Source organism: Chitinolyticbacter meiyuanensis, assembly GCF_008033135.1.
Lineage (GTDB): Bacteria > Pseudomonadota > Gammaproteobacteria > Burkholderiales > Chitinibacteraceae > Chitinolyticbacter > Chitinolyticbacter meiyuanensis.
Genome location: NZ_CP041335.1, coordinates 2,689,128 through 2,711,568, shown reverse-complemented (window position 1 = coordinate 2,711,568; position 22,441 = coordinate 2,689,128). Strand labels below are relative to the sequence as shown.

24 protein-coding genes are annotated in these 22,441 nt (G+C 66.1%); 9 read left to right on the top strand and 15 right to left on the bottom strand.

All coding sequences use genetic code 11. The annotated features are described in order from the left end of the window. Positions 1-114: 114 nt before the first annotated feature. The 4 genes from FLM21_RS12920 to FLM21_RS12905 all read right to left on the bottom strand — a co-directional run bounded on the left by FLM21_RS12920 (position 115) and on the right by FLM21_RS12905 (position 6,410). The gene (locus tag FLM21_RS12920; protein WP_187359892.1) at positions 115-1,503 is read right to left on the bottom strand and encodes an efflux transporter outer membrane subunit; all 1,389 of its coding nucleotides are present in this window, start codon (positions 1,501-1,503) and stop codon (positions 115-117) included. A gap of 11 nt (positions 1,504-1,514) precedes the next feature. Next, on the bottom strand, positions 1,515-3,464 hold the full coding sequence (locus FLM21_RS12915) for a MacB family efflux pump subunit (RefSeq protein WP_148715958.1): 1,950 nt from the start codon (positions 3,462-3,464) through the stop codon (positions 1,515-1,517). Between the two features lie 2 nt (positions 3,465-3,466). Next, entirely contained in the window at positions 3,467-4,831 is a 1,365-nt protein-coding gene (locus FLM21_RS12910) for an efflux RND transporter periplasmic adaptor subunit (protein WP_148715957.1), read from the bottom strand. Positions 4,832-4,958: 127 nt separating this feature from the next. Further along, a complete protein-coding gene (locus FLM21_RS12905) occupies positions 4,959-6,410 on the bottom strand; it encodes a protein adenylyltransferase SelO (RefSeq protein WP_148715956.1) in 1,452 nt (483 codons plus the stop codon). Positions 6,411-6,514: 104 nt separating this feature from the next. Here FLM21_RS12905 and ybaK point away from each other — a divergent pair, with 104 nt between their 5' ends. From ybaK to FLM21_RS12875, 6 genes are all read left to right on the top strand, one after another. Further along, entirely contained in the window at positions 6,515-7,003 is a 489-nt protein-coding gene (ybaK, locus tag FLM21_RS12900) for a Cys-tRNA(Pro) deacylase (protein WP_148715955.1), read from the top strand. A 103-nt stretch (positions 7,004-7,106) separates the two neighbouring features. Continuing rightward, the gene (locus FLM21_RS12895; protein WP_148715954.1) at positions 7,107-7,538 is read left to right on the top strand and encodes a tetratricopeptide repeat protein; all 432 of its coding nucleotides are present in this window, start codon (positions 7,107-7,109) and stop codon (positions 7,536-7,538) included. After that, complete coding sequence (locus FLM21_RS12890; protein WP_148715953.1) at positions 7,538-7,933, top strand: hypothetical protein; 396 nt, start codon at positions 7,538-7,540, stop codon at positions 7,931-7,933. Before FLM21_RS12895 ends, FLM21_RS12890 begins: the two co-directional genes overlap by 1 nt. A gap of 20 nt (positions 7,934-7,953) precedes the next feature. Further along, positions 7,954-8,187 (top strand): hypothetical protein, encoded by a 234-nt coding sequence (locus FLM21_RS12885; protein ID WP_148715952.1) that lies wholly within the window; start codon positions 7,954-7,956, stop codon positions 8,185-8,187. A 197-nt stretch (positions 8,188-8,384) separates the two neighbouring features. Continuing rightward, entirely contained in the window at positions 8,385-8,702 is a 318-nt protein-coding gene (locus FLM21_RS12880; RefSeq protein ID WP_148715951.1) for a hypothetical protein, read from the top strand. A gap of 52 nt (positions 8,703-8,754) precedes the next feature. After that, complete coding sequence (locus FLM21_RS12875; protein WP_148715950.1) at positions 8,755-9,309, top strand: cob(I)yrinic acid a,c-diamide adenosyltransferase; 555 nt, start codon at positions 8,755-8,757, stop codon at positions 9,307-9,309. 101 nt (positions 9,310-9,410) lie between these two features. Here FLM21_RS12875 and FLM21_RS20850 read toward each other — a convergent pair whose 3' ends face one another. From FLM21_RS20850 to FLM21_RS12860, 4 genes are all read right to left on the bottom strand, one after another. Beyond that, positions 9,411-9,566, bottom strand: a complete 156-nt coding sequence (locus FLM21_RS20850; RefSeq protein ID WP_187359891.1) for a hypothetical protein — start codon at positions 9,564-9,566, stop codon at positions 9,411-9,413. Then, on the bottom strand, positions 9,563-10,462 hold the full coding sequence (locus FLM21_RS12870; protein WP_148715949.1) for a hypothetical protein: 900 nt from the start codon (positions 10,460-10,462) through the stop codon (positions 9,563-9,565). The genes FLM21_RS20850 and FLM21_RS12870 overlap by 4 nt, the downstream gene beginning before the upstream one ends. A gap of 153 nt (positions 10,463-10,615) precedes the next feature. Continuing rightward, positions 10,616-11,101, bottom strand: a complete 486-nt coding sequence (locus FLM21_RS12865; protein WP_148715948.1) for an ASCH domain-containing protein — start codon at positions 11,099-11,101, stop codon at positions 10,616-10,618. Positions 11,102-11,128: 27 nt separating this feature from the next. Further along, positions 11,129-12,334 (bottom strand): RtcB family protein, encoded by a 1,206-nt coding sequence (locus FLM21_RS12860; protein WP_148715947.1) that lies wholly within the window; start codon positions 12,332-12,334, stop codon positions 11,129-11,131. A gap of 405 nt (positions 12,335-12,739) precedes the next feature. Between FLM21_RS12860 and FLM21_RS12855 the strand changes: the two genes are divergently transcribed. Then, complete coding sequence (locus FLM21_RS12855) at positions 12,740-13,498, top strand: sporulation protein (RefSeq protein WP_148715946.1); 759 nt, start codon at positions 12,740-12,742, stop codon at positions 13,496-13,498. A gap of 3 nt (positions 13,499-13,501) precedes the next feature. On the opposite strand, the gene FLM21_RS12850 is transcribed toward FLM21_RS12855, so the two are convergent. The 4 genes from FLM21_RS12850 to phnF are packed head-to-tail and all read right to left on the bottom strand — an operon-like array spanning position 13,502 to position 16,100. Next, entirely contained in the window at positions 13,502-13,993 is a 492-nt protein-coding gene (locus tag FLM21_RS12850) for a hypothetical protein (RefSeq protein WP_148715945.1), read from the bottom strand. After that, positions 13,994-14,569 (bottom strand): RNA 2',3'-cyclic phosphodiesterase, encoded by a 576-nt coding sequence (gene thpR, locus FLM21_RS12845; RefSeq protein WP_187359890.1) that lies wholly within the window; start codon positions 14,567-14,569, stop codon positions 13,994-13,996. Then, on the bottom strand, positions 14,559-15,359 hold the full coding sequence (locus FLM21_RS12840; RefSeq protein ID WP_148715943.1) for an NUDIX hydrolase: 801 nt from the start codon (positions 15,357-15,359) through the stop codon (positions 14,559-14,561). The genes thpR and FLM21_RS12840 overlap by 11 nt, the downstream gene beginning before the upstream one ends. Before the next feature lie 6 nt (positions 15,360-15,365). Beyond that, on the bottom strand, positions 15,366-16,100 hold the full coding sequence (gene phnF / locus FLM21_RS12835; RefSeq protein WP_148715942.1) for a phosphonate metabolism transcriptional regulator PhnF: 735 nt from the start codon (positions 16,098-16,100) through the stop codon (positions 15,366-15,368). 160 nt (positions 16,101-16,260) lie between these two features. Between phnF and FLM21_RS12830 the strand changes: the two genes are divergently transcribed. Beyond that, positions 16,261-16,989 (top strand): substrate-binding periplasmic protein, encoded by a 729-nt coding sequence (locus FLM21_RS12830; protein ID WP_148715941.1) that lies wholly within the window; start codon positions 16,261-16,263, stop codon positions 16,987-16,989. A gap of 62 nt (positions 16,990-17,051) precedes the next feature. Next, a complete protein-coding gene (locus tag FLM21_RS12825) occupies positions 17,052-18,572 on the top strand; it encodes a fumarate hydratase (RefSeq protein WP_148715940.1) in 1,521 nt (506 codons plus the stop codon). Positions 18,573-18,725: 153 nt separating this feature from the next. Here FLM21_RS12825 and FLM21_RS12820 read toward each other — a convergent pair whose 3' ends face one another. The 3 genes from FLM21_RS12820 to FLM21_RS12810 all read right to left on the bottom strand — a co-directional run bounded on the left by FLM21_RS12820 (position 18,726) and on the right by FLM21_RS12810 (position 22,394). Continuing rightward, positions 18,726-19,118, bottom strand: coding sequence for a lysozyme inhibitor LprI family protein (locus FLM21_RS12820; protein ID WP_148715939.1), 393 nt, complete (start codon positions 19,116-19,118; stop codon positions 18,726-18,728). Positions 19,119-19,254: 136 nt separating this feature from the next. After that, positions 19,255-21,138: a bifunctional tRNA (5-methylaminomethyl-2-thiouridine)(34)-methyltransferase MnmC2/FAD-dependent 5-carboxymethylaminomethyl-2-thiouridine(34) oxidoreductase MnmC1 gene (mnmC, locus tag FLM21_RS12815; RefSeq protein ID WP_148715938.1), complete on the bottom strand. Its 1,884-nt coding sequence runs from the start codon at positions 21,136-21,138 to the stop codon at positions 19,255-19,257. A gap of 29 nt (positions 21,139-21,167) precedes the next feature. After that, positions 21,168-22,394, bottom strand: a complete 1,227-nt coding sequence (locus FLM21_RS12810) for an MFS transporter (RefSeq protein ID WP_148715937.1) — start codon at positions 22,392-22,394, stop codon at positions 21,168-21,170. Positions 22,395-22,441 lie beyond the last annotated feature (47 nt).

Below are 22,441 nucleotides of genomic sequence, written 5' to 3'. Positions count from 1 at the left end.
AAGCGCGGCGAGTTTAGCACGCAGCCACGATGCGGCCGCGTGAATGCTTGGGGTGCGCAGTGCTCGCCAGGTTCCCCGTTTCCATCACGGCCGTTGCCGGCCGCGATGGGATGGCTATTGCGCCGTGACGACCGGGGCGGCGCCGCCCAGAGCCTTGTACAGCGTGGCGAGATTGGCGGCCTGCTGGTAGCGGTGCTGCAGCAGGCTGCGCTCGGCGGCACGCAGCGTGTTCTGCGCGTTGAGCCAGGTTTCGAAATCGACCGCGCCTGCTTTGTAACGCACGGCAGTCAGGCGTTCGGCAGTGGCGGCATCGTCGCGCTGCGCGGTCAGTCGCTCCGTTTCGCCCGCGAGCTGGGTGCGCGTTGCCAGCCCGTTCTCCACCTCGGAAAACGCGGTATAGATGGTCTGGCGATGCACGATCACGGCCTGTTCGTACTGGTTCTGGCTCACTTTGAGCGCCAGCTCACGCTCGTTCCACTGGATGAAGGGCAGTGCAAGGCCCAGTCCCAGCGAGGCGACCGGGTTGGACAGTACGTCGACCAGCGTGCTGCTGGTGCTGCCCACGCTGCCGGTCAGCGAGAAGGTCGGCAGCCAGCTCTTGCGGGTGGCCTCGCTATCGGCGAACGAGGCAGCGAGACGTGCGCTGCTCGCCGCCAGATCCGGCCGGCGGGCCAGCAGCTCGCTCGGCAGCCCGGCTGGCACCGCCGGCTGCTGCGTCGGCAGCTGGGCTGCGCCGATCGCATCTTGCTGCGGCGGCGCATCGAACAGCAGGTTGAGCGCACGCTGGGTGGTGCCGCGGGTAAGGCGGGCCGATTCCAGTGCGCTCTCGTTCTGGCTGACCGAGCGCCGTGCTTGAGCCACGTCCAGCCCGGACACGGTGCCGGCCTGGTAGCGCGCTTCCACCAGCGCAAAGGTTCTGCGCGCGGTGTCGAGATCTGACTGCGCCAGCGTCACCTGGGCATCGTTCAGCGCCAGCTGCCAGTACAGCGTGGCGACGTTGGCCTCGAGTGCGACGCGCACGCCATCGAGATCGGCGGCGCTGGCATCGCGGCGCCAGCGGGCGGCGGCTTCCTGGTCGGCGAGCTTGCCCCACAGGTCAAGCTCCCACGACAGCGAAGCAGCAAGGTTGTAGCTTTCGCCGAGCGCCTGGTTCTGCCGCAGGTCGCGGCTGGTGCCGACACGGCCGGACACGCTGACATCCGGGCGGCGATCAAGCTCCGCCTGGCCGAGCGCATAGCTCGCGGCCTTGAGCTTGAGCACGGCGGTGGCGAGGTCCGCGTTGCGCGTGCGTGCGTCACGGATCAGTGCATCCAGCGCGCTGTCGCCAAAGCCGGCCCAGAAGGCATCGGCTTCGGCGACGGTGCCGCCGTCGGCCGGGTTTTGCCAGGCGGCCGGTACGGAGACGACCGTTTGTGGCTGGGAGGTGCTGGCGCAGGCGGCAAACAGCGGCAGCAGGGCGACGACGAGCATGCGCCGCAGGGCAAAGGGAGGAATCGTTTTCATGTTCAGGGGCTTCATTCGCGTGCCAGTGCCTCGATCGGGGCCAGCCGCGCTGCGCGGCGGGCGGGCAGGAAGCCGAACACCACACCGACGGCGGTGGCGCACAGCACGGCGGTGAGGATGGATTGCGCGGAGAAGATCATCGAGAAATCGGTGAGGAAATGGCTGACCAGCGCGCCGATGCCGAGCGAGATGGCGATGCCGATGGCGCCGCCCAGCATGCACACCACGATGGCCTCGATCAGGAACTGGCGCATGATGTCGCTCTGCCGCGCACCGACCGCCATGCGGATGCCGATCTCGTGGGTGCGCTCGGTCACCGACACCAGCATGATGTTCATCACGCCGATGCCGCCGACCACCAGCGAGATCACGCCGATCATGGTGAGGAACAGCTTGATGTTGCGCGTGGACGACTCCACCGAGTCGAGGATGTCCTGCATGTTGCGGGTGTAGAAATCCTGCTTGCCATGCGCCAGTGTCAGCCGCTGCGTCAGCGCTTCCTCGGCTGCCTTCATCGGCACGCCCTCCTTCACCTTCACCGTGATGCGACGGAAATGCTGCTGGCCCAACACGCGGCTCGCCGCGGTGGAGTAGGGCATCCACACTTCCAGACTGTCGCCGCCCCAGCCGCTCGACTTGGCCTCGGCCACGCCGATCACCTGCAACGGCACGTTGCCGACCAGGATGATTTCACCGAGGCCATTGCCCTCGCCGAACAGGGTCTTGCGGGTGCTCTCGCCAATCACCGCCACCTGCGCCTGACGCCGCACATCCTGGTCGCTGAAGTTGCTGCCGATGCTGATGGCCTGGCCGCGCACGTCGAAATAGCTCGGCGCCACGCCGTAGACGGTGGCGTTGGCGTCGCTGTTGCGATAGCGCACGCGCAGGCTTTTCTGGTTCAGCGGCGTAACGGCCTCGACATAGGGCTCGGCGGCGATTGCAGCCAGATCCGGCTCGCGCAGCGTGCGCACGCCACCGCTGCGATCGTCCGAGAGGCCCGAGCCCGGCATGATGTCGATGTTGGTGGCGCCCAGCGACGACATGTTGGCGAGCACCGATTGCTGCATGCCTTCGCCCAGCGCGACGATGGAGACCACCGAGGCGATGCCGATGATGATGCCGAGCATGGTCAGCAGGGTGCGCAGCCGGTTGGCCACCAGCGAGCGCCACGCCATGCTGAACGCTTCGGCGAAGCGGCCCCAGTTGGCTGCCCAGCCCTTGGGATGGACTGGTGGGGCGGGGCGGTCGGGCGCGGCCTCCTCGTCGCGGCCGGCATCGTTGCGCCGGTCGGCCACAATGCGGCCGTCGCGGATCTCGATCACGCGCTCGGCCTGCGCCGCCACATGGGCATCGTGAGTGACCAGGATCACCGTGTGACCACGGGCGTGCAGCTCCTTCAGCGTCTTCAGCACCTCCTCGCCACTGCGGGAGTCGAGCGCGCCGGTCGGCTCATCGGCCAGGATCACCTCGCCGCCGTTCATCAAGGCCCGGGCGATCGACACCCGCTGCTGCTGGCCGCCGGACAACTGGCTTGGTCGATGATGCGTGCGTTCGGCAAGCCCCAGCCGGCCGAGCAGCTGGCGTGCGCGTTCGGCGCGATCGCTGCGGTCCATGCCGGCGTAGATGGCCGGCATGGCCACGTTTTCCTCGGCATTGAGCGCCGGGATCAGGTGATAGCGCTGGAAGATGAAGCCGAAGTGCTCGCGGCGCAAGGCGGCCAGGCCATCGGCGTCGAGCGAGCCCACTTCCACCCCGGCGAAGCGGAACGAGCCGCTACTGGGGCTGTCGAGCCCGCCGAGGATGTTCATCAGCGTGGACTTGCCCGAGCCGGACTGGCCCATGATGGCCACCATCTCGCCAAGTGCAATCACCAGATTCACGTCGTCGAGGATGGTGACCTCGGTTTCGCCCGCCGGGAAGCGGCGATAGAGGCCCGAGAGTTCGATCAATGCATCGCTCATGCTCAGAAGCCCGGCCCCGGGCGGCGGTTGCCGCCTTCGCGCTGGCGGGTATTGCCCAGCCCGCCGCCGGTGACGACCTCATCGCCTTCCTTCAGACCGGATTTCACTTCGACCACCACATTGTTGTTGAGGCCGATCTCGACCTGGCGCTCGGCGATCGAGCCGTCCGCGAGCTTCACCCGCACCGTGCGCAGCTTGGGGCGGCCGCTCTCGCGTTCGCCCGCTTCGCCGCGGTCACGCTTGGCACGGCGCTCGCCACGCGCCCCGGCATCGCCATTGCCCGTTCGTGGCTTGCGTTCGCCGGTCGCGGAGGCATCGCCGCCGCTGCGGCGTGCACCTTCCGCGGCATTGCGCTGGCCATCGCCGTTGCCGCCGCCAGCGGCCGAATCACCCTTGCCTACCAGTGCGGTCACCGGAATGGTCAGCACGTTCTCTACGCGATCGATCACGAAGGACACCTGGGTGGTCATCTGCAGGCGCAGGCGGCCGCGGGTATTCGGTACATCGAACAGCGCGTTGTAGAAGATGGCGTCGTTGATGGTCTGCGGCGTCGGCTCGATGGTGCGCAGCATGGCCTCGATCTGCCGATCCGGCGCGCCGAGCACGGTGAAGTAGACCGGCATGCCGGCGCTGAGACGGGTGACATCGGCCTCGGCCACCTGGGCGCGCACGGTGATCGGATCCATCTGCGCCAACGTGAGGATGGTCGGCGCCGATTGCGCGGCGTTCACGGTCTGGCCTTCCTTGGTGGTGATGCTGACCACCTGGCCATCGATCGGCGCAAGGATGCGGGTGTAGCCGAGATTGGCGCGCGCGGTGTCGAGGCGGATCTGCGATTGCTTGATCTGCGCGGCGATCTGCGCGAGCTTGGCGCGGGCCGAACGCACGGCGATGGCAGCGTCCTCGGCGGTCTTCTTCGGCGTGGCGTCGGCGGCCAGCATGTCCGCCTGGCGCTGGTTTTCGCGTTCGGCCAGCTGCAGGTCGAGCTTGGCGGCCTCCTGCTGGGCCAGCAGGTTGTCGATGCTGGCCTGGGCTTCGTCGAACTCGTTGCGGGTAACGGTGGGGTCGATCTCGGCCAGCAGATCACCCTTCTTCACGGTATCGCCCAGTTCCACATGCAGCTTCTGTACCTGACCAGAAGCCTGCGCACCGACATCCACCTGCTTGGAGGCCTCGATCTTGCCGCTGGCGAGCACCGAGACTTCGATATTGCCGCGGGTGACGGGAGACGTCAGCACCTCGGGGGCATCGGGCTTGGCGGCCGAGAGGCGCCACCAGACGACGGCGGCAATGGCAATGACCACGAGAACCAGCCACAGGCGGTAGCGTTTCAGCCAGGAAAGCCGGCTGCGGGAAGGGGTAGACATCGGATAGGTCCTGTTTTGTTCTGCGCCAGGCCGTCAGGGTCGACGACTGGCGGGCGATCATAACGCGCCGTGATTGTGACCGGTTGACAGCCATCCGCGTTCGGCGAATCGGCCTGCTGTTACAAAGTCAGGACGAGCATGATACCGACAGCTGACTTGCCCAGTCGGGCGGCAGCGTTGCGTAGTCGTCGTACGCTGCCACATCGTCGAACGGGCAGGCGAGCGCGGCGGCGAGCCGGTGCAGCTCGCTGTAGTCGCCCGCTTCGGCCGCGCGGATCGCCGTCTCGGCCAGGTGATTGCGGAGCACGATGCGCGGATTGACCGCATCCATCGCGCGGATGCGCTCGCCGTGCGTGCGGCCGTCGTCCGCCAGCCGCGCGCGGTAACGCTCGAGCCAGCCATCGAAGGCGTGGCGATCGAGGAACAGGTCACGCAGCGCGGCGTCTTTGTGCTGCCGGGCAAGCCGGCGCCAGAAGATCGTCCAGTCGGTGTGCGCCGCCTGCATCAGTTCCAGCAGGTCGGTGAAGAGCGTCCAGTCATCCTCCTGCCAGGCGATCAGCCCCAGCTTGCCGCGCAACTGCTCGGCGAAGGCGTCCTCGAACAGCGGCTGGAAACGGCGCAGGGCATCCAGTGCCTCGTCCTTGCTGATCAGCTTGAGGAGGGTCTGGGCGAAGCAATGCAGGTTCCACAGCGCGATCGCTGGCTGTTGGTCGTAGGCATAGCGGCCGGACTCGTCCGAGTGGTTGCAGATGTGGTGCGCATCGAAGCCGTCCAGGAAGCCGTAAGGGCCGTAGTCGAGCGTGAGGCCGAGCAGCGACATGTTGTCCGAGTTCATCACGCCGTGACAGAAGCCGACCGCCTGCCAGTGCGCGATCAGCTCGGCCGTGCGCGCCACCACGCTGTCGAGCAGCGCGAGATACGGCTGCGCGGCATCGGCACATTCGGGAAAGAAGTGGCCGATCGCGAAGTCGGCAAGCTCGGCCACGGCGTCCAACTCGCCGCGATAGTAGAAATGCTCGAAATGGCCGAAGCGCAGGAAGCTGGGTGCCACCCGGGTGACCACCGCTGCGGTTTCGCGCGTTTCGCGCCACACCGTTTGCGGGCTCGCCACCAGCGCCAGCGCACGGGTGGTGGGAATGCCGAGCGCATGCATGGCTTCGGAGGCGAGGTATTCGCGGATCGACGAGCGCAGCACCGCGCGGCCGTCGCCCATGCGCGAATAGGGGGTGCGCCCGGCGCCCTTGAGTTGCAGCTCGCGGATGCCGGTGGGCGTATCGATCTCTGCCACCAGCAGCGCGCGGCCATCACCCAGTTGCCCTGCCCAGACGCCGAACTGGTGTCCGGAATACACCGAGGCGAGCTGCGGGTAGCCGGATAGCGCACTGTTGCCGGCGAGGAACTCGGTCAATGCCTGCTGCGCAGCGGCGTCGCTCGCCAAGCCCAGCGTGTCGGCAAGCGCCGCATTGAACGCCACGAGGTGTGGCTCGGGCAACGGCGTGGACGGCGTGGCGGTGTAGTAGCGAGGCGGCAGCGCGGCGAATCGGCGTGCCAGCGGCAGGGCGGGAAAGGTATGCTTCATGTTTTGCGGCAGCTGTGCCGCGGACCTTGGTTACGGGATACACCGGTCTAGGTGTGGTCCCCATAGTTGAGTTCAATAGTCGGGTATTGTACCCGCCCCATCCCATGAGCGAAAAAGCCCCCGTTACTGCCGCCATCCGCGTGCTGCGCCAACACAAGGTGGCCTTCACCGAACACCTGTACGACTACGAGGAAAAGGGCGGCACCACCGTGTCTTCGCGGGAGCTGGGCGTGCCCGAGCACGCGGTGATCAAGACGCTGGTGATGGAGGACGAGAACAAGCAGCCGCTGATCGTGCTGATGCATGGCGATTGCGAGACCTCGACCAAGAACCTGGCACGGCTGATCGGCAAGAAGGCCATCCACCCGTGCACGCCGGAGGTCGCCAACAAGCACAGTGGCTATCTGGTCGGCGGTACTTCGCCGCTGGGTACCCGAAAGGCGATGCCGGTCTATCTGGAGCGCAGCATCACGGCGCTCGATCGCATCTATCTCAACGGCGGCAAGCGCGGCTTCCTGGTCGGGCTGGCGCCCGCCGACCTGTTGCCCATCCTCAAGCCCGTGCTGGTGGACGTGGCGATCCCCCACGATTGACCCGCCCTGCGCCAGATCCGATCAACAGGGGGCTGGCGCAAGAGATGGCACGCTTTCATACTTCGTAGGCCGCTGAGTCTTCCGTCCAACCAAGAATCCGAATATGACCATCCTGCCCGCCATCCTGCACGAACAGATCACCGCCTTGCTCGACGAGGGCGACAAGCACTTCGAGAAGGGGCGCGACGCTCAGGCGCTCGCCAAATACCGCGAGGCGGAAGTGCTGCTGCCCACGGAGCGCGAGCGCTTCGAGGCAAGCACCATCGTGCTGACCGCGATCGGCGATACGCAATTCCAGCTGGGCGATTTCAACGCGGCTTCCGAGACCTTGATCCTAGCGCTGCGCTGCCCGGAGGGTGAGGGCAACCCGTTCATTCACCTGCGGCTGGGGCAGTGCGCCCTGGAGCTCGGCAACGAGGCGCGCGCGGCGGATCAGCTGGCGCAGGCGTTCGAGACCGGCGGCGTCGAGGTGTTCGAGGATGAGGACGAGCGCTATCTCGACTTCCTCAAGCAGCGCGTCGGGCTGGTGCTGTAATGGCGACGCTGCTGGTGTGCCGGCTGCAGGTGGTGAGCAGCTACCTGGAGAACATCGAGTACGAGGCCGACGGCAACGACGTCGATACCGTGCAGTGGTGGCTGGATGAGCAGGAAGCCTGGCGGGTGCGGACCTTCGGTGTCGACTTCGACATCCACGTCCATCACCAGGCCACGCCGATGACGGCCGAGGCGGCACGGGCATTCACCGAAAAGCACTATGGCGACGTGATCGCCGATGTGCAGGCGTTCCAGTTCGTCGCCGTGAACGATGCGGCCGCCGCGCGCCAGCTGGTCGAAGCACTGGGCGGCCGGTTCGATGTCGCGCCGAACGGCCGGCTGGGCATCTGGAATCCTGGCGACACCCCCTACCGCAGTCAGAGCGAACCGGCCTGAGGGCCGCAATGGAGCCTGCCATGCCCCATGTGATGGTCAAGTTGTCGACCTTGCCCTTGCTGCTTGTCGCACTGCTGCCGCTGTCGGCGCAGGCGGCCGACATCACCGCCGAAGTCGAGTCGATCCGGGTCATCGATGGCGGCCAGGTGAAGTTCCGATTGCGCAACGACAACTGCAACAGCCTCTCGTCGGGCAGCGGTTACGTGTTCAGCCTGGGCACCACCCCGGCGCCGCGTATTACGAGCTGTTGCTGATCGCCACCCGCAACCGCAGCAGCGTCACCGTTGAAGTGCGCAACTGCAACGTCGGCGGCGACAAGGACGTGCTGTCGCTCAAGCTGCAGAACTGAGCGCCAGCGCCGATTCGCGCAGTTTGTCCAGCATCATCTTCACCACGGGGCCTTTGGCGCCGCGTGCGACATTGAGCGCTCTCTCATCCGATCGAGGGCTCGATGATGAAGCGACCTTTCCTGCTCACCCTTGCCGCTGCCTGCCTCAGCAGCGCGGTACCAGCCGCCGATGTCGCCGGCCAGATCGCCTCGCTGCGCTTGCGCGAAAACGGCAGCGGCGTGATCCGCATCCGTGGTGACAATTGCAACAGTGCCAATTCTGGCTGGGGCTTCGTATTCGACGTCAACACCGCTGCCGGCCGCGCCTATTACGATCTGGTGCTGCTCGCCTTGCAGAACCACAGCGCCGTGCGCGTGACCGTGCGCAGCTGCGATAACGATGGTGACAAACCCATAACGGTGCTGACCTTGGTAAATTAGCGCCCTCGCGGCGGCGGCAGCCACTGCGCTTTTTCATCACCAGGGCAATACCATGGGCCACCGCCTCAGCAAGATCACCACCCGAACCGGCGACGACGGCAGCACCGGCCTTGCCGACGGCACCCGCGTCGCCAAGGATCACCCGCGCATCCACGCGCTCGGCGAAGTCGATGAACTCAATTCCTCGCTCGGCGTGGTGCTGTGCGAACCGCTGTCCGCAGCCATCCGCGATTGCCTCGCGCGGGTGCAGAACGATCTGTTCGACCTCGGCGGCGAGCTTGCCATTCCCGGCCACCGCGCGATCACCGATGTGCAGCTGGCACGGCTGGAAGAGGAAGTGACTACGTTCAATGCTGCGCTGGCACCGCTCAAGGAGTTCATCCTGCCGGGTGGCAGCCGCGCCGCAGCGCTGCTACATGTGGCGCGTTGTGTCTGCCGTCGTGCCGAGCGCGCGCTGACGCCGTTGGCGCGCGATGGCGGCGAGCTGGCGCCGGGCGCGCGCTACCTCAACCGCCTTTCCGATCTGCTGTTTGTGCTGGCGCGCGTGGCCAATGCCGAAGTCGGCGTGCCGGACGTGCTGTGGCAACCTGGCCAGCATGCGCAGTAACCGCCTACTGGCCAGGGTGCTTGGCACCTCGCCGTCGACACACCGGTAAAACGCCGGTACTGGCGTTGCCGATGACCGCGACCTTCTAGCGTTCACACCGTTTACCACTCGGTATCGCGTTGCAGTTTGCGCTGCAGCGCTTGCCGGTCCTGCTGCCGTTTGGCCTTGTGTCCGCGATCATGCACCCCGGCGTGGCGCTGGCGGGCAGCCAGCGCGACCGGGTTGCGCGGTTTGGGCAGGGTGAGTTTGATTTTCATGCGGCCTTCCTCCCCAGGTCGAGCTCGAACAGCGGTGCGCGGCGCGCCAGCTTGGCGCGCTTGTGCCGCAGGAAGTGCGGCACCGTGCCCTGCTGGCGAAAGCAGAACTGGCGCGGCAGATCGGTATAGAGCGAGCGCGGCGGCGCCCAATCGGCGTCCAGGTCCTTCAGTCGGAGGTTCGATTCGGGCGAGTGGTAGAACATGCGGGCAATGCCCAGCTCCTCGCGCACGAACCAGACGGTGGCTGCCAGCATGGCCTCGGCCCAGATGCGCTGGTAGCGCGGGAGTAGCCAGGCGGCGTATTCCGCCAGGCCATCCGGGTTGGCGCCGCGGCGCTGCAAGTAGCGCGGGTATTTCAGACAATGCGTGACGCGGCGCAGCCAATCGTTCTGGATTTCCTCGATCAGCACTTCGCCGGTTTCGAGATCGATATCCAGTCTTGCCCAGGCCAGCGTGTTGCGCCCACCTTCGCATACCGGATGGCTGGCGCATACGAACGGGCCATAGCGCTGGGTCGGCGCGATCAGATTTTGGTAGTGCCGATCATGTTCTCGGTCGAAGTTGAGCTGCAGCACCAGATTGGCATTGCCGCGCGTGGTCTGCTGGCCTTGCCAGCGATCCAGCGTCAGCGTGAAATGCAGCGGCGTGGCGTCGCCATCGGCGGCGAGCACGTCGTCCGGTCGCAGGCGCGGGCCGCCGAGCTGCGCGAGCCAGGCTTTGACGCGCGGCTTGTGGAGCAGGCCGGCGTACGGCGATTGCCGCAGCTCGGCAATGTTGCAGCCGTTGCCGACGGCGTGGCGCAACAGCAGCCAGGCATAGCGTTCGGGGTAGTAGTCAAATCGCGTCCGGCCGTGCGGCAGGATGGCGACGATGTCGTCGATCAGTTGGGCTTCCATGGAAGGGCTCCAGGCCGCGCCCAGCGGGCGCGGCGACAAAGGGATGGACAGGGTCGGGGCGCAGAAGTGGCTGACTCATTTTGGTTTTTCCTCATGTCGGGCCCCGCCGTGCGGCGATGCCATCGGATGGTTAAGCAGGGGGCTGGGCGCGATTCACGGCAATGCCGGCCAGCGGCGGCTGAAACGCTCGCAGACGACGATCATGCCGGGCGACGCTTGCCGGCCCAGCCGGGTGCAGACACGTTCGAAATACTGCCAGTGCAGCTCGCGCCAGCTCGCCAGCGTGCCGTCCGCTTCGCCTTCGGCGGCGGCAAAGGCGCTGTCGACGTGATCGAACGGCTTGAGATCGATCCGCAGCGTTTCGATCACACACAGCGGCTTACCCTGCCAATCGATGACGAGGCTGTAGTCGCCAGCACGTGGCAGTGGCCGGTCGGGGCCGTATTCCCACGCCAGCGAGGCGGTGGCGGTCTTGCGCCCAGCCAGTACCAGCGCGGCCAGTGCGCTGCTGTCGGCTTCGTTGTCGCCAAAGGCGAAGGTCTCATACAGCGGGGTGTGTTCCGGCAATCCGGCCTGGGCCAGAAAGGCTTGCCAGAACGAGGCAACCGGCTGCGGGATCACCGCTTGGGTCTGTTCCATGGTGGGGCTCCTGATGGTTGCGGGCGATCAGCCCTTGATGCACAGCACTTGCTTGAGGGTGTGAACGATTTCGACGAGATCGGTCTGCTGCGCCATCACCGCGTCGATGTCCTTGTAGGCGCCGGGGATCTCGTCGACCACGCCGCCATCCTTGCGGCATTCCACGCCCTCGGTCTGGGCGGCAAGATCGAAGCGATTGAAGCGGCGCTTGGCTTCGCTGCGGCTCATCCGGCGTCCCGCACCGTGCGAGCACGAGCAGAACGATTCGCTGTTGCCTAGGCCACGCACGATGTAGCTCTTCGCGCCCATCGAGCCGGGAATGATGCCGAGCTGGCCGGCGTGCGCGGCGATCGCACCCTTGCGGGTGATGAACAGCCTTTCGCCGTCGTGTTCCTCGCGTGCCACGTAGTTGTGGTGGCAGTTGATGGCCTCGTCGGTCAGCGTGAACGCTGGCAGTTGCGGGCGCATGGCTTCGACCACCAGTCGCATCATTTCGCGGCGATTCACCAGCGCGTAGTCCTGCGCCCACTCCAGTGCCTCGACGTAATCGTCGAACAGCGTCGAGCCTTCGCTCAGGTAGGCGAGGTCGCGATCGGGCAGATTCACTTTGTGGCGGCGCATGTCCTTCTTCGCCGCTTCGATGAAATAGCGGCCGATCACGTTGCCGGTGCCGCGGCTGCCCGAGTGCAGCATGATCCACACCCGGTCCGCTTCGTCGAGGCACAGCTCGATGAAGTGGTTGCCGCCACCCAGCGTGCCGATCTGGCAGATCCAGGCCTGGGCGAACTGGCGCTGCATTTTCATCAGGCCAGGATGCTTGCCGACGATGCGGTCGAGCCGGTCGTCGAGCGGCCGTGCGGCGCGCTGGTGGGCCGAGCCACGCACCTTGTCCCAGGCATGCTGATTGAAGCCCACCGGCACGCCGGCTTCGATGTTGCTGCGCAACCTCGCCAGGTTGTCCGGCAGGTCGGCGGCGGTGAGCGAGGTGCGTACCGCGTTCATGCCGCAGCCGATGTCAACGCCGACGGCGGCCGGGATGATGGCGCCGCGGGTTGGGATCACCGAGCCGACGGTGGCGCCGATGCCCAGATGCACATCGGGCATCGCGGCCACATGGCCGTGGACGATGGGCAGTTGGGCCACATTCTTCAGTTGCTGGATCGCGGCCGATTCGATCTCGTCGGTCCAGACTTTGACCGGCACGCGGCCGGCCAGGTTTTTCATGACAGGCATGATGGTCTTCCTTTGGGCCCGTCGCTGCTGACGCCTGGCTTCGTGGGCCAGGTGCGCGGCGAGCGGGCATGAAAAAGCCCCGGGATGGCCGGGGCTTTTCGCACACCGGCGTGGGGCACTTCCCCACGCCGGTGTAAGGAATGGGGGTCAGCGCAGAGTTTGCGGAGCGTGTTGGTGGGTCATGCGGGGGTACTCCTCTCGGTTGCGGGTTGACGGAAGTGGCGATTTCAAAGGCTAAGGCCGGGTTGTGTCAAGCAAACGGTCGGGTACTGAGAGCGGTGTTGCGTACATGCAACGTCATCTCGTTGTCAGAACGATGTGCGCACCGCTTTGCGAGAACTTCGCGTACGTGCTGGGAACCCCCGGCCGGCCGGCCGGTCCCAGCGCCGCATTCAACAAGGAGCAATGATGTTCAAGAAACTGTTTGCGTCGCTCGGCGTCGGGGGCGCCAGCGTCGATACCCGCCTGCACCAGAGCACGGTCCAGCCCGGTGGGCCGCTGTCCGGCGAGGTGGTGATCCGCGGCGGCGATGTCGCCCAGGTCATCGAGCACGTGGCGCTGGTGCTGATGACCGAGGTGGAAGTGGAGCGCGGCGACAACGAATACCGCAGCAGCCACAGCCTGGGCAGCGTGCGTGTCGCTGGCCGGCAGGAAGTGCAGCCGGGGCAGGAGATCCGCCTGCCGTTCTCGTTCACGCTGCCGCTGGAGCTGCCGCTCAATGCGGGCTTTCCGTCGCGCAGCGGCTACCAGCCGCATATCAAGGCACCGGTATGGGTGGAGACCGATCTGGCGATCGAGCGTGCGGTCGATGCGACCGACCGCGACTTTCTCTCCGTGCAGCCGACGCCGGCCATGCAGCGCTTCCTCGCCGCCATGGACAACATCGGCTTCACGCTGGTGCGGGTCGACATTGAGCAGGGCACGGCACGTGCGGCCAACCGCAGCAGCACGCTGGGCTGCTACCAGGAATTCGAATTCAAGCCGGCGGGTGGCAGCTGGAGCATTGCCGAGGTGGAGGTGACCTTCCTGCCCGGTGCCCACGATATCGCGGTGCTGATCGAGATCGACCGCCGCTTCCGCGGCGACGGCTATCTCAGCCTGACCATCGGGCCGAACTGGCAATCGGTAAACTGGGAAGCCGAGCTGCAGCGCATGCTCGGCTGAGGATCAGGCGGCGCGCTGTGCGGAGAAGCCCAGCTGCTGGATCAGTTTCAGCAGCAGGGCCTTTTCCGCCTCGATGATGCGTTCGCGTTTCTCGTACGGATAATTGGCGACCGCCGCTGCGGTGATATCGAGGCAATATTCGATCAGCTCGCGGTCGCGGCCGTTGTTGCGGATCAAGCCGGGGGAGGCGTTCAGCCATTCCAGCGCCAGCTCAGACAGCCGGGCCAGCAATACCGGGTCCGGTCGCTGTTCCAGAAAGCGCAGGATGAAGCGATTCACATCGTCGGCAGAGACGATGACCTCGCCGCCGGCCTCGCTCGACAGGTGTGCCACCCAGCTGATGGCGTATTCGTAGAGCAGGCTGGTCTCAGCCGGCTGTACCTTGCCGTCGGCCCACATCAACTCGATGATGGGCACAAGGTTCAGCAGGTAAAGGTCATGCTCCGCCAGTTGGTGGCTGTGCACGAGTTCATCGACGATGTGCTGGAGCGACATTCAACGGCCCGAATCCAAAGGTGACGGCGGCATTGCAGCATCTTTGCCCGCCGCTGCCAAGCCCGGGATCACGTGGTAACGCGGCCCCTTGGCGGTGGCCTCGGAACGGAACAGCACCGGCGCGCCGGCATGCCAGACGATGGGCGTGCAGCTGCCTGCGCCGGCGCGGGCATCGCGCAGCAGCGTGACGTGCGGCACGAAGCGCTTGGCATCGAAGGCGAAGCCGGCCTCGACGAGGCGCTGCCAGAGCGCGTCGACCAGCTCGGTTAGCGCCAGCGGGGTTTCGCAGCCGGCCCAGACGATGCCGCCCTTGGGGCTTTGCGCCTTGAAGCTGCCGTAGCAATCGAGCGTGAGGCTGAATTGCGCTGGCGGCAGCGCGGCCAGCAGTGCCAGCAGCTCGGCGATGCGATGGCTGGGCGTCGCGCCGAGGAAGGCAAGCGTGAGGTGCAGGTTGTCCGTAACCATGCCGCGCCCGCCATGCTCGCGCAGCAGCGTATCGCGCAGTTTGGCCAGCGCTTGCCGTACCCGGTTGGGCGGCGAGAGCGCGATGAACAGCCGTTCGTGGTCAGTGGCCATGGCGCTGCAGCCAGCCACAACTGATGGCGCCGGCATCCCAAGTGAAGTCATCGAGCCGTGCGATCACTTCGTCGGCACGCATCAGCGTAAAACTCGCCACTTCGCCATCGGTGTTGCGCGGCGTGAAGTCGCTCGGCAGCAGCAGATCGTAGCCGTACAACCATTCGTCGTGCGTACCGTCCGTTTCTTTGCGGGTCACGCGCAGGGCATCGGTTTTGATTGCATGCCGCGCCAGGTTTTCCGGCACGCCGGCTTCTTCGGCGAGCTCGCGGATCACGCAGGCGAACTCGTCCTCGCGCTCCGGCAGGCCGCCGGCGGCCAGATTGTCGAGCCGGCCAGGGTCGATGCTCTTGCTGGCGGCGCGGCGGCCTATCCACAGCGCGCCGGCCGCGGTATGACCATTAACGTGCACGGCGCGGCTGGTGAAACCGAAACGGCGAAACGCGGCGCGCTCCAGCGAGAACAGCGGTTGCGTGAGATCGGGCGCGCCATCCGGGCCCGGCACGAACACCGTGTAGCGCTCATTGCGCCAGCCACGTACCAAACCGTTCTCGCGCATCGCGAGCGCGGCGCGTGCAAGCACTGCCTCGGCCTGGATCGTGGTCTCGGCGGTCAGCGTCAGCCCGGCGTCGCCCAGTGGCACGAAGGCTGCATCGAAGTGCGCGAGAAAGCGCGCGGTGGGCGCTTCCAGCCAGCCCAGCGGCAGGCCGAGCACGAAAAAACGCGTCAAGCCTGCCGGATCGAACACCGGCTGGCGCGCGAGATAGGCGGAAACCGCGTTTGGCATCATGTGCCCTCAGGCAGCCTGGTCCGGCTCGAATACCAGTTGCACCGCGTCGCCGGCAAAGCGGGTGACGCCGTATTCGATCACCTGGCCGTTGCCATCCTGGTACACGCTTTCCACGTAGAGAATCGGCTGGGTCTTGGGCTGGGCCAATTGGGTGGCGACTTCGGCGCGCGGCATGCGCGCGGTCACGCGCGACAGCTTGCGTGAAAACTCGGTGATACCAAAGGCACGCAGCGCGGCGCTCATGGTGCCGTGCGCTTTCAACAGTGCGTCGAAGCCGGCAAAGCGCGGCATCGGCAGGTATTCGGTGCATACGCCGACAATGCGGTCCTCGACCACGTCGAGCGCGTCGATCTGCAGCACCTCGCTACCGGCAGGCAGGGCGAGCATGCGGCAGATGTCATCGCGCGCCACCTGCACGCGGGTCTGCACGATGCGGCTCTGGCCGGACAGGCGCTGGTTTTCCAGGCTGTGCGAAAAACGCTGGCGCCGGCCCAGCCGATAGTCGATCAGGTCTTCCTGCACGAAGGTGCCGCGGCCTTGCTCGATGCGCACGAGGCCGCGCGATTCCAGCGCCTGCACCGCGCGGCGGATGGTGTGGCGATTCACGCCGAAGCGCTCGGCGAGCTCCAGCTCGTTGGGCAGCCGGTCGGTCAGGCGCTTGGCGCCGATGTCGTCGGCCAGCGCTTCCTCGATCTGGCGCCACAGCGAGACGCCGGCACCGCGTTCGATCACGTTGTTCATGGCAGGGTCCGGGAAGTGATGCGGCACAGTGTACACGCTGCGCATTTCATCTAGATGATTGTACTCAGGCCGCAGGACATCCGATGAGAGTCTGTGTCTTGCGTGGCTGTGGCCGGGAACAGGCCCTAACATACAAGCAGCCGTTGCCGGAGCCTGCGTCATGCGCCGACTGTTGCCGTTTGCCTTCGCCTTTGCGCTGGTCATGCCGTCGCTGCGGGCCGAAACCCTGCGCCTGTGCTACGACACGGCGGAGAAATCCGGCAGTCAACTCGGCAGCTTCGTGGTGCTGGAACAATTGAGCCGCAACACCGGCGTGCAGTTCGAGTACGTGGAACGGGTGTGGAACCGTTGCTGGGCCGGGTTGATGCGCGGGCTGTGGGACGGGGTGGTGGCGGCCAGCTACCGGGCCGACAGGGCACGCCTCGCGGCCTACCCAATGTGGCAGGGGTTGCCTGATCCGGAGCGCCGCTTGCGGCAGGATGGTTACAGCCTGTTTCGGCTGCGCGGCAGTACAGTGAGCTGGGATGGTGAGCAATTCGCCGGAATAGACGGCATGGTGGGCGCGCAAACCGGCTATTCCATCGTCAACTGGCTGCGTGAGCACGGTCTGCGGGTGGATGCCAGCACCACGAGGGGAGACCAGTGCCTGCGCAAGCTGGCGGCCGGTCGGCTCGATGCTGTCGCCCTGTTGAGTGACGACGGCGCGCGCCTGTTGCGCCAGCATCCGGATTACGCGGCAGTCATCGAGCGGGTGCAGCCACCGCTATTCGAGCGGGCCTATTACCTGGTTTTCTCGTTGAAGCGATACCGGGCCGATCCGCAGCGCTTCGAACAACTGTGGAATGCCTTGCCGGCCGCCCGCGCCACTGCCGAAGTCCCCGGTCCCTGAACGCTTCGGCCACCCGGTCGGCGCGGTATAATTGCCGCTTTTGCCGCTTCCCGGAGCCCCAGATGGCCGTGATCCGCCAGGACGATCTGATCGACAGCATTGCCGATGCGCTGCAGTACATCAGCTACTACCACCCGAAAGACTATATCCAGGCGCTTGGCAAGGCATACGAGGCCGAGGAAAGCCCGGCCGCCAAGGATGCGATCGCGCAGATCCTGACCAACAGCCGCATGTGCGCAGAAGGCCACCGCCCGATCTGCCAGGACACCGGCATCGTCACCTGTTTTGTGCGCGTCGGCATGAATGTGCAGTGGGCCGGCGCGACGATGGGGGTGACTGACATGATCAACGAAGGCGTGCGCCGCGCCTACCTGCACCCGGACAACAAGCTGCGCGCGTCCATCCTGATGGACCCGGCCGGTGGTCGCAAGAATACGAAGGACAACACCCCGGCGGTGATCCACTACGAGATCGTGCCGGGGGATACCGTCGAGATCGACATCGCCGCCAAGGGCGGTGGCTCGGAGAACAAGACCAAGTTCGTGATGCTGAATCCATCCGATTCCATCGTCGACTGGGTGCTCAAGACCGTGCCGCTGATGGGCGCCGGCTGGTGCCCGCCCGGCATGCTCGGCATCGGCATCGGCGGCACCGCCGAGAAGGCCATGGTGATGGCCAAGGAAGCGCTGATGGAAGAGATCGACATCCATGAGTTGATCGCCCGTGGTCCGCAGAACCGGGTCGAGGAGCTGCGCCTTGAGCTCTACGAGAAGGTGAACGCGCTCGGCATCGGTGCACAGGGCCTCGGCGGGCTTGCCACCGTGCTCGACGTGAAGATCAAGGATTACCCGACCCACGCCGCCAGCCTGCCGGTGGCGATGATCCCGAACTGCGCCGCCACTCGCCACGTCCATTTCATCCTCGACGGCTCCGGCCCCGCGGTGCTCGAAGCGCCCAAGCTGGAAGACTGGCCGGCCGTGACCTGGACCCCGTCCGCCGCCGCGACCCGGGTGGATCTGAACACCGTTACCCGCGAGGAAGTCGCATCGTGGCAGCCGGGGCAGACGCTGCTGCTGAACGGCAAGATGCTGACCGGCCGCGATGCCGCGCACAAGCGTATCGTCGACATGCTGAACAAGGGCGAGCAGCTGCCGGTCGATTTTGCCGATCGCTTCATTTATTACGTCGGCCCGGTCGACCCGGTGCGCGACGAGGTGGTTGGCCCGGCCGGCCCGACCACGGCCACCCGCATGGACAAGTTTACCGAGCAGGTGCTGGCGCAGACCGGCCTCTTGGGCATGATCGGCAAGGCCGAGCGCGGCCCGGCGGCCTGTGAGGCGATCAAGCAGCACCAGTCGGTGTACCTGATGGCGGTGGGCGGTGCGGCGTATCTCGTGTCCAAGGCGATCAAGGGCTCACGCGTGGTGGGCTTCGAGGATCTCGGCATGGAGGCGATCTACGAGTTCGACGTGGTCGACATGCCGGTGACGGTGGCCGTTGATTCGGGCGGTACCTCGGTGCACGCAGTGGCACCGAAGCAGTGGCAGGCCAAGATCGGCAAGATCCCGGTCGCTACGGCCTGATCGCCAAAACCAATAAAAACGCCCCGCAAGGACGGGGCGTTTTTATTGGGACATGCCGGCCAGTTGATCGTGGCGCAGCTCCCGTGGAAGCGCGAAACGTAGTCAGTACACGCGCAGGGCCAATGACTACAGCGTCACCGGAAGGACTTGGTCTTACTGTGCCAGCTTGCTGGTTTCGCAGCCGGTGCTGCTGCACTCGCGCTGGCGCTCCTTCAGGAAGTCCAGCCGCTCTTGCGTCATGGTGTTGGCGCAATCGAGATTGACGAAATACCCGGTGCTGTCTTCGCGGCTGCATTGCGCATCGCGCTGCTTGATCCAAGCCAGCTGCGATTGCTTCAGCGCGTTCTGTTGGGCGCTGTTCAATTGCTTGCGCAGCTCGGTATAGGTCTGGTTCAACGTCTTGTCGGTTTGTGTAAACAGGTTGCCGGCACAGTAGACGGTATCGAAGGCATTGCGCGGCTTGCCGCAGCCGGCGGCCTGGGCATGCCCGGCGAACAGGGCGGTGCCGAGCAGCGTGGCGGACAAGGTCAGTGCAAACTTCTTCATGGTGTATTCCCCGCTTGGAATGATTGTCAGGTAGCGCCTCGCAGTGTAGCGCAAGCGGGATCGATTACCTGGACGCGTTCTGCTGCGCGATTGGCGTGCGAAGCGCTGACCGTGTGCAGTGTATTGGAGTAGGTGCTCAGCCTGGTTGCATGCCGCGCCGCTGCCGCAGCAGGAAACGGCCGGGATCGATGGCCTCGAGCAGCTTGCGCTCCAGCGGTAACGGCTCGCCGTTCAGTTGAGCCGCGATGAGCTCGCCGGCCAGCGTCGAGTAGGACAAGCCGCGGGCGCCGAGGCCGAGTACGGCGTAGGCGCCGGCAAGCCGTGGCAGGTGGTAGAGCTGGTGTACCGGCTGCTCTGGCGGTGGCGTGATGGCGAGCTGGCCGATCAGGGGGAGGCGATCGGGCGAGGCGGGGCGAGCGCAAATACGGCTGGCGATCACCGATGGCGGAGCCAGGCCAGGTACGAGGGCGGCCAGCTCGGCCAGGTTGCTTGCCTCGGCGGCTGCGAGATTGTCGTCGAAATCGGCGGCGCCGATGACGCGTACGCCATCCAGCGCGGCGGTGACATAGCCGTCGCCTGCCAGTGCTACCCGGGGAACGGTGAGCGTGGCGGCATTGATGCGAGTGGCGACGCGCTGGGCATCCTGCAACGGCAGCATGGCCTTAGGTAACAGTTGCGCGGCTGCCGTGGCGTTGGCGAGGACCAGCACCGCTGCGGCGGCCACAACGCTGCCGTCGGCAGCCAGCGCTTGCCAGCCACCTGCGTGTTGTCGTAGCGCCTCGACGCGGCAGCCGATGCGCAAGCTGATCCGCTCGGCATGACGTGCCAGATTGGCCCGGCACAGGCTGGGCGGTGCGATGGTCAGGCCGTCAGTGAACCACCAGCCACCGCGTGCCAGCGTGGTGCCGGCGAGCCGGCCGGCGGCATCGGCGTCCAGATAGCGCAGCGCTGGCCATCGGCCATGCTCGGCGATTTCGCGCATCAGCACGGCCTGCGCATCGGTCTTGGCGAGCTGCAGAATGCCGCCGGCATCATGCGCTACCGGGAAGCCGGCATCGGCAAGTGCGGTCAGATGTTGGCGGGTGAGGGCGCAGCCGGCGCGAGTCAGGCGCGCCTGCAGGTTGTCGTCGCGCGAGTAGTAGGCGTGCATCAGCCCGGCGGCATTGCCGGAAGAGCCGGTGGCGATGTCGTTCGCGGCCTCCAGCACCGTGACCTGCCAACCGCGCACCGCCAGCCGTTCGGCCACGCTGCAGCCGGCGAGCCCGGCACCGATCACCAGCGCATGCCGCTGGCCTTGAGACGCAGGCTCACGGCGTGGCGCGCGGGCCACACGGCCCTGCAGCATCTGCCGCTTGCCGCCGAAACCATTGACACGCTCGACCGCGAAGCCTGCTTCCGCGAGCCCACGCCGCACCTCGCCGGCCACCGTATAGGTGGCCAGCGTGGTGCCGACATGGCTCAGCCGCCACAGCGCCTTGTAGATGGGCAGGCACCACAGCTCGGGATTCTTGGCCGGGGAGAAACCGTCGAGATAGATGGCGTCGGCGACGGCCTGCAGTTGCGGCAACAAGGTTTGTGCATCGCCCAGCAGCAGGGTGAGGCTGACCCGGCCCTGGTCGAGCCAGATGCGGTGCACACCCTGGGTGAGGTCCGGCCAATATGCGCGCAGCTCGGCCGAGACTGTCGCGAGTTCCGGATAACGGGCATGCAGCACCGCGAGGTCATCGCGGGTGAACGGAAACTGTTCGACCGACACGAAGTGCAGCCGCTGGCAGCGTGCGGCATCGCTTCGCCAGGCCTGCCAGGTGGCCAGGAAGTTGAGCCCCTGGCCGAAGCCGGTCTCGACGATGGTGTAGGCGTCACGCCCGGCCCATGCTGCCGGCAGGTCGTTGCCTGTCATGAACACATGCCGCGCCTGGCCCAGGCCGCCGTCGGCCGAGTGGTAGACATCGTCGAAGGCGGCGGAATAGGGCACGCCGGCCTCCGTGAGATCCAGCGTAGCGGGAGTGAGGCGGTTCATGACGAGATGCTGCGATGAAAGGGAGGATTCTAGCGGCTTTGCGCCGATTCCGAATCGCGCAGGAAGGCGCGCACCACCACGGCGAACAGCACGCCGGTGGCAAGTGACACCAGGGCGAACCACACGTTGCCGCCCCAGCCGTAGCCGGCCTTCACGAATTCGATGGCGAGCGAGTAGGACACCAGCGTGATCATGCCAAGCGTGGCGGATACCGTACCCTTGCTGATGTCGCTGGCGAACAGCGTCAGCCGGTAGAGCACCGCGTTGGCCAGCCCCAGCCCGAAGGCGTAGATGCTGATGCCGGCCACCAGCCAGCCCCAAGCCCGTGGTTGCAGCAGCACGCCGCAGGCGACGATCAGGCCGACCAGCAGCGGTGGCAGTGCCAGCCACACCAGCCGGGTGACCGGTACACGATCAGCGTAGCGGGCCAGCACCAGGTTGCCGGCGATCAGCGCGGCGAATACTGGAATCTGCCACAGGCCGAAGTCGAGCGGGCTCATCGCCGCGCGTTCGATCAGGATCACCGGGCTTTGCCCGATCCAGGCCAAGAGCGGCATGCCACCGAACGACAGCGCCAGTGCGCCGAGCAGGAAGCGGCGGTTGGCCAGCACGGCACGGTAGTCGCGCCACATGGTGCTGAGCCGCAGCGGCGTGCTGCTGGCCGGCGCGGTTTCCGGCATGACCCGCCATAAACCGATCAACGCAATGAAGGCAATGGCCGCGATGGTGACGAAAATCCAGCGCCAGGGCGCGTATTCGATCATCACCGCGCCTGCGAGCGGGCCGATCAGCGGGGAGACCAGCGCCACATTGGCCATCAGCGCGGTCACCTTCACCGCACTGGCTTCGGTAAAGGCCTCCTGGATGGCGGCGTAACCGACCGCCACAACGAAGCACAGCCCGAAGCCCTGGATGAAGCGCAACGCCACGAACGGCCAAATCGCATCGACCAGCAGCGTGCCGAGGCACGCCAGCGTGAAGAAGACGATGCCGGCCAGCAGCACTGGCCGCCGGCCGATCCGGTCCGACAGCGGTCCCAGCAGCCATTGCAGTGCCGCGCCGCCAGCGAGGTAGGCCGACATCCCCGTCGGCACCCATGCCTCGCCGACGCCGAATTCACGCACCACCAGTGGCATGCCTGGCAGGATCATGTCGTTGGCGATATAAGTGGCGAATTCGTAGAGCACCAGAAACAGCGGAAACAGCAGCGTGGCGCGGGTCAGCGTGTCGTGCGGAGCGAAGGCAGGGCGGGTCATGGGTGATCCGTAGCGGTAACCCGGCAGTATGCCAAAGCATACGCGCG

Bases quoted from the DNA above. Each gene is read 5' to 3' on its own strand.
- FLM21_RS12920 (WP_187359892.1), bottom strand. From the start codon at position 1,503: ATGAAAACGATTCCTCCCTTTGCCCTGCGGCGCATGCTCGTCGTCGCC.
- FLM21_RS12915 (WP_148715958.1), bottom strand. From the start codon at position 3,464: ATGAGCGATGCATTGATCGAACTCTCGGGCCTCTATCGCCGCTTCCCG.
- FLM21_RS12910 (WP_148715957.1), bottom strand. From the start codon at position 4,831: ATGTCTACCCCTTCCCGCAGCCGGCTTTCCTGGCTGAAACGCTACCGC.
- FLM21_RS12905 (WP_148715956.1), bottom strand. From the start codon at position 6,410: ATGAAGCATACCTTTCCCGCCCTGCCGCTGGCACGCCGATTCGCCGCG.
- ybaK (WP_148715955.1), top strand. From the start codon at position 6,515: ATGAGCGAAAAAGCCCCCGTTACTGCCGCCATCCGCGTGCTGCGCCAA.
- FLM21_RS12895 (WP_148715954.1), top strand. From the start codon at position 7,107: ATGACCATCCTGCCCGCCATCCTGCACGAACAGATCACCGCCTTGCTC.
- FLM21_RS12890 (WP_148715953.1), top strand. From the start codon at position 7,538: ATGGCGACGCTGCTGGTGTGCCGGCTGCAGGTGGTGAGCAGCTACCTG.
- FLM21_RS12885 (WP_148715952.1), top strand. From the start codon at position 7,954: ATGCCCCATGTGATGGTCAAGTTGTCGACCTTGCCCTTGCTGCTTGTC.
- FLM21_RS12880 (WP_148715951.1), top strand. From the start codon at position 8,385: ATGATGAAGCGACCTTTCCTGCTCACCCTTGCCGCTGCCTGCCTCAGC.
- FLM21_RS12875 (WP_148715950.1), top strand. From the start codon at position 8,755: ATGGGCCACCGCCTCAGCAAGATCACCACCCGAACCGGCGACGACGGC.
- FLM21_RS20850 (WP_187359891.1), bottom strand. From the start codon at position 9,566: ATGAAAATCAAACTCACCCTGCCCAAACCGCGCAACCCGGTCGCGCTG.
- FLM21_RS12870 (WP_148715949.1), bottom strand. From the start codon at position 10,462: ATGGAAGCCCAACTGATCGACGACATCGTCGCCATCCTGCCGCACGGC.
- FLM21_RS12865 (WP_148715948.1), bottom strand. From the start codon at position 11,101: ATGGAACAGACCCAAGCGGTGATCCCGCAGCCGGTTGCCTCGTTCTGG.
- FLM21_RS12860 (WP_148715947.1), bottom strand. From the start codon at position 12,334: ATGCCTGTCATGAAAAACCTGGCCGGCCGCGTGCCGGTCAAAGTCTGG.
- FLM21_RS12855 (WP_148715946.1), top strand. From the start codon at position 12,740: ATGATGTTCAAGAAACTGTTTGCGTCGCTCGGCGTCGGGGGCGCCAGC.
- FLM21_RS12850 (WP_148715945.1), bottom strand. From the start codon at position 13,993: ATGTCGCTCCAGCACATCGTCGATGAACTCGTGCACAGCCACCAACTG.
- thpR (WP_187359890.1), bottom strand. From the start codon at position 14,569: ATGGCCACTGACCACGAACGGCTGTTCATCGCGCTCTCGCCGCCCAAC.
- FLM21_RS12840 (WP_148715943.1), bottom strand. From the start codon at position 15,359: ATGATGCCAAACGCGGTTTCCGCCTATCTCGCGCGCCAGCCGGTGTTC.
- phnF (WP_148715942.1), bottom strand. From the start codon at position 16,100: ATGAACAACGTGATCGAACGCGGTGCCGGCGTCTCGCTGTGGCGCCAG.
- FLM21_RS12830 (WP_148715941.1), top strand. From the start codon at position 16,261: ATGCGCCGACTGTTGCCGTTTGCCTTCGCCTTTGCGCTGGTCATGCCG.
- FLM21_RS12825 (WP_148715940.1), top strand. From the start codon at position 17,052: ATGGCCGTGATCCGCCAGGACGATCTGATCGACAGCATTGCCGATGCG.
- FLM21_RS12820 (WP_148715939.1), bottom strand. From the start codon at position 19,118: ATGAAGAAGTTTGCACTGACCTTGTCCGCCACGCTGCTCGGCACCGCC.
- mnmC (WP_148715938.1), bottom strand. From the start codon at position 21,138: ATGAACCGCCTCACTCCCGCTACGCTGGATCTCACGGAGGCCGGCGTG.
- FLM21_RS12810 (WP_148715937.1), bottom strand. From the start codon at position 22,394: ATGACCCGCCCTGCCTTCGCTCCGCACGACACGCTGACCCGCGCCACG.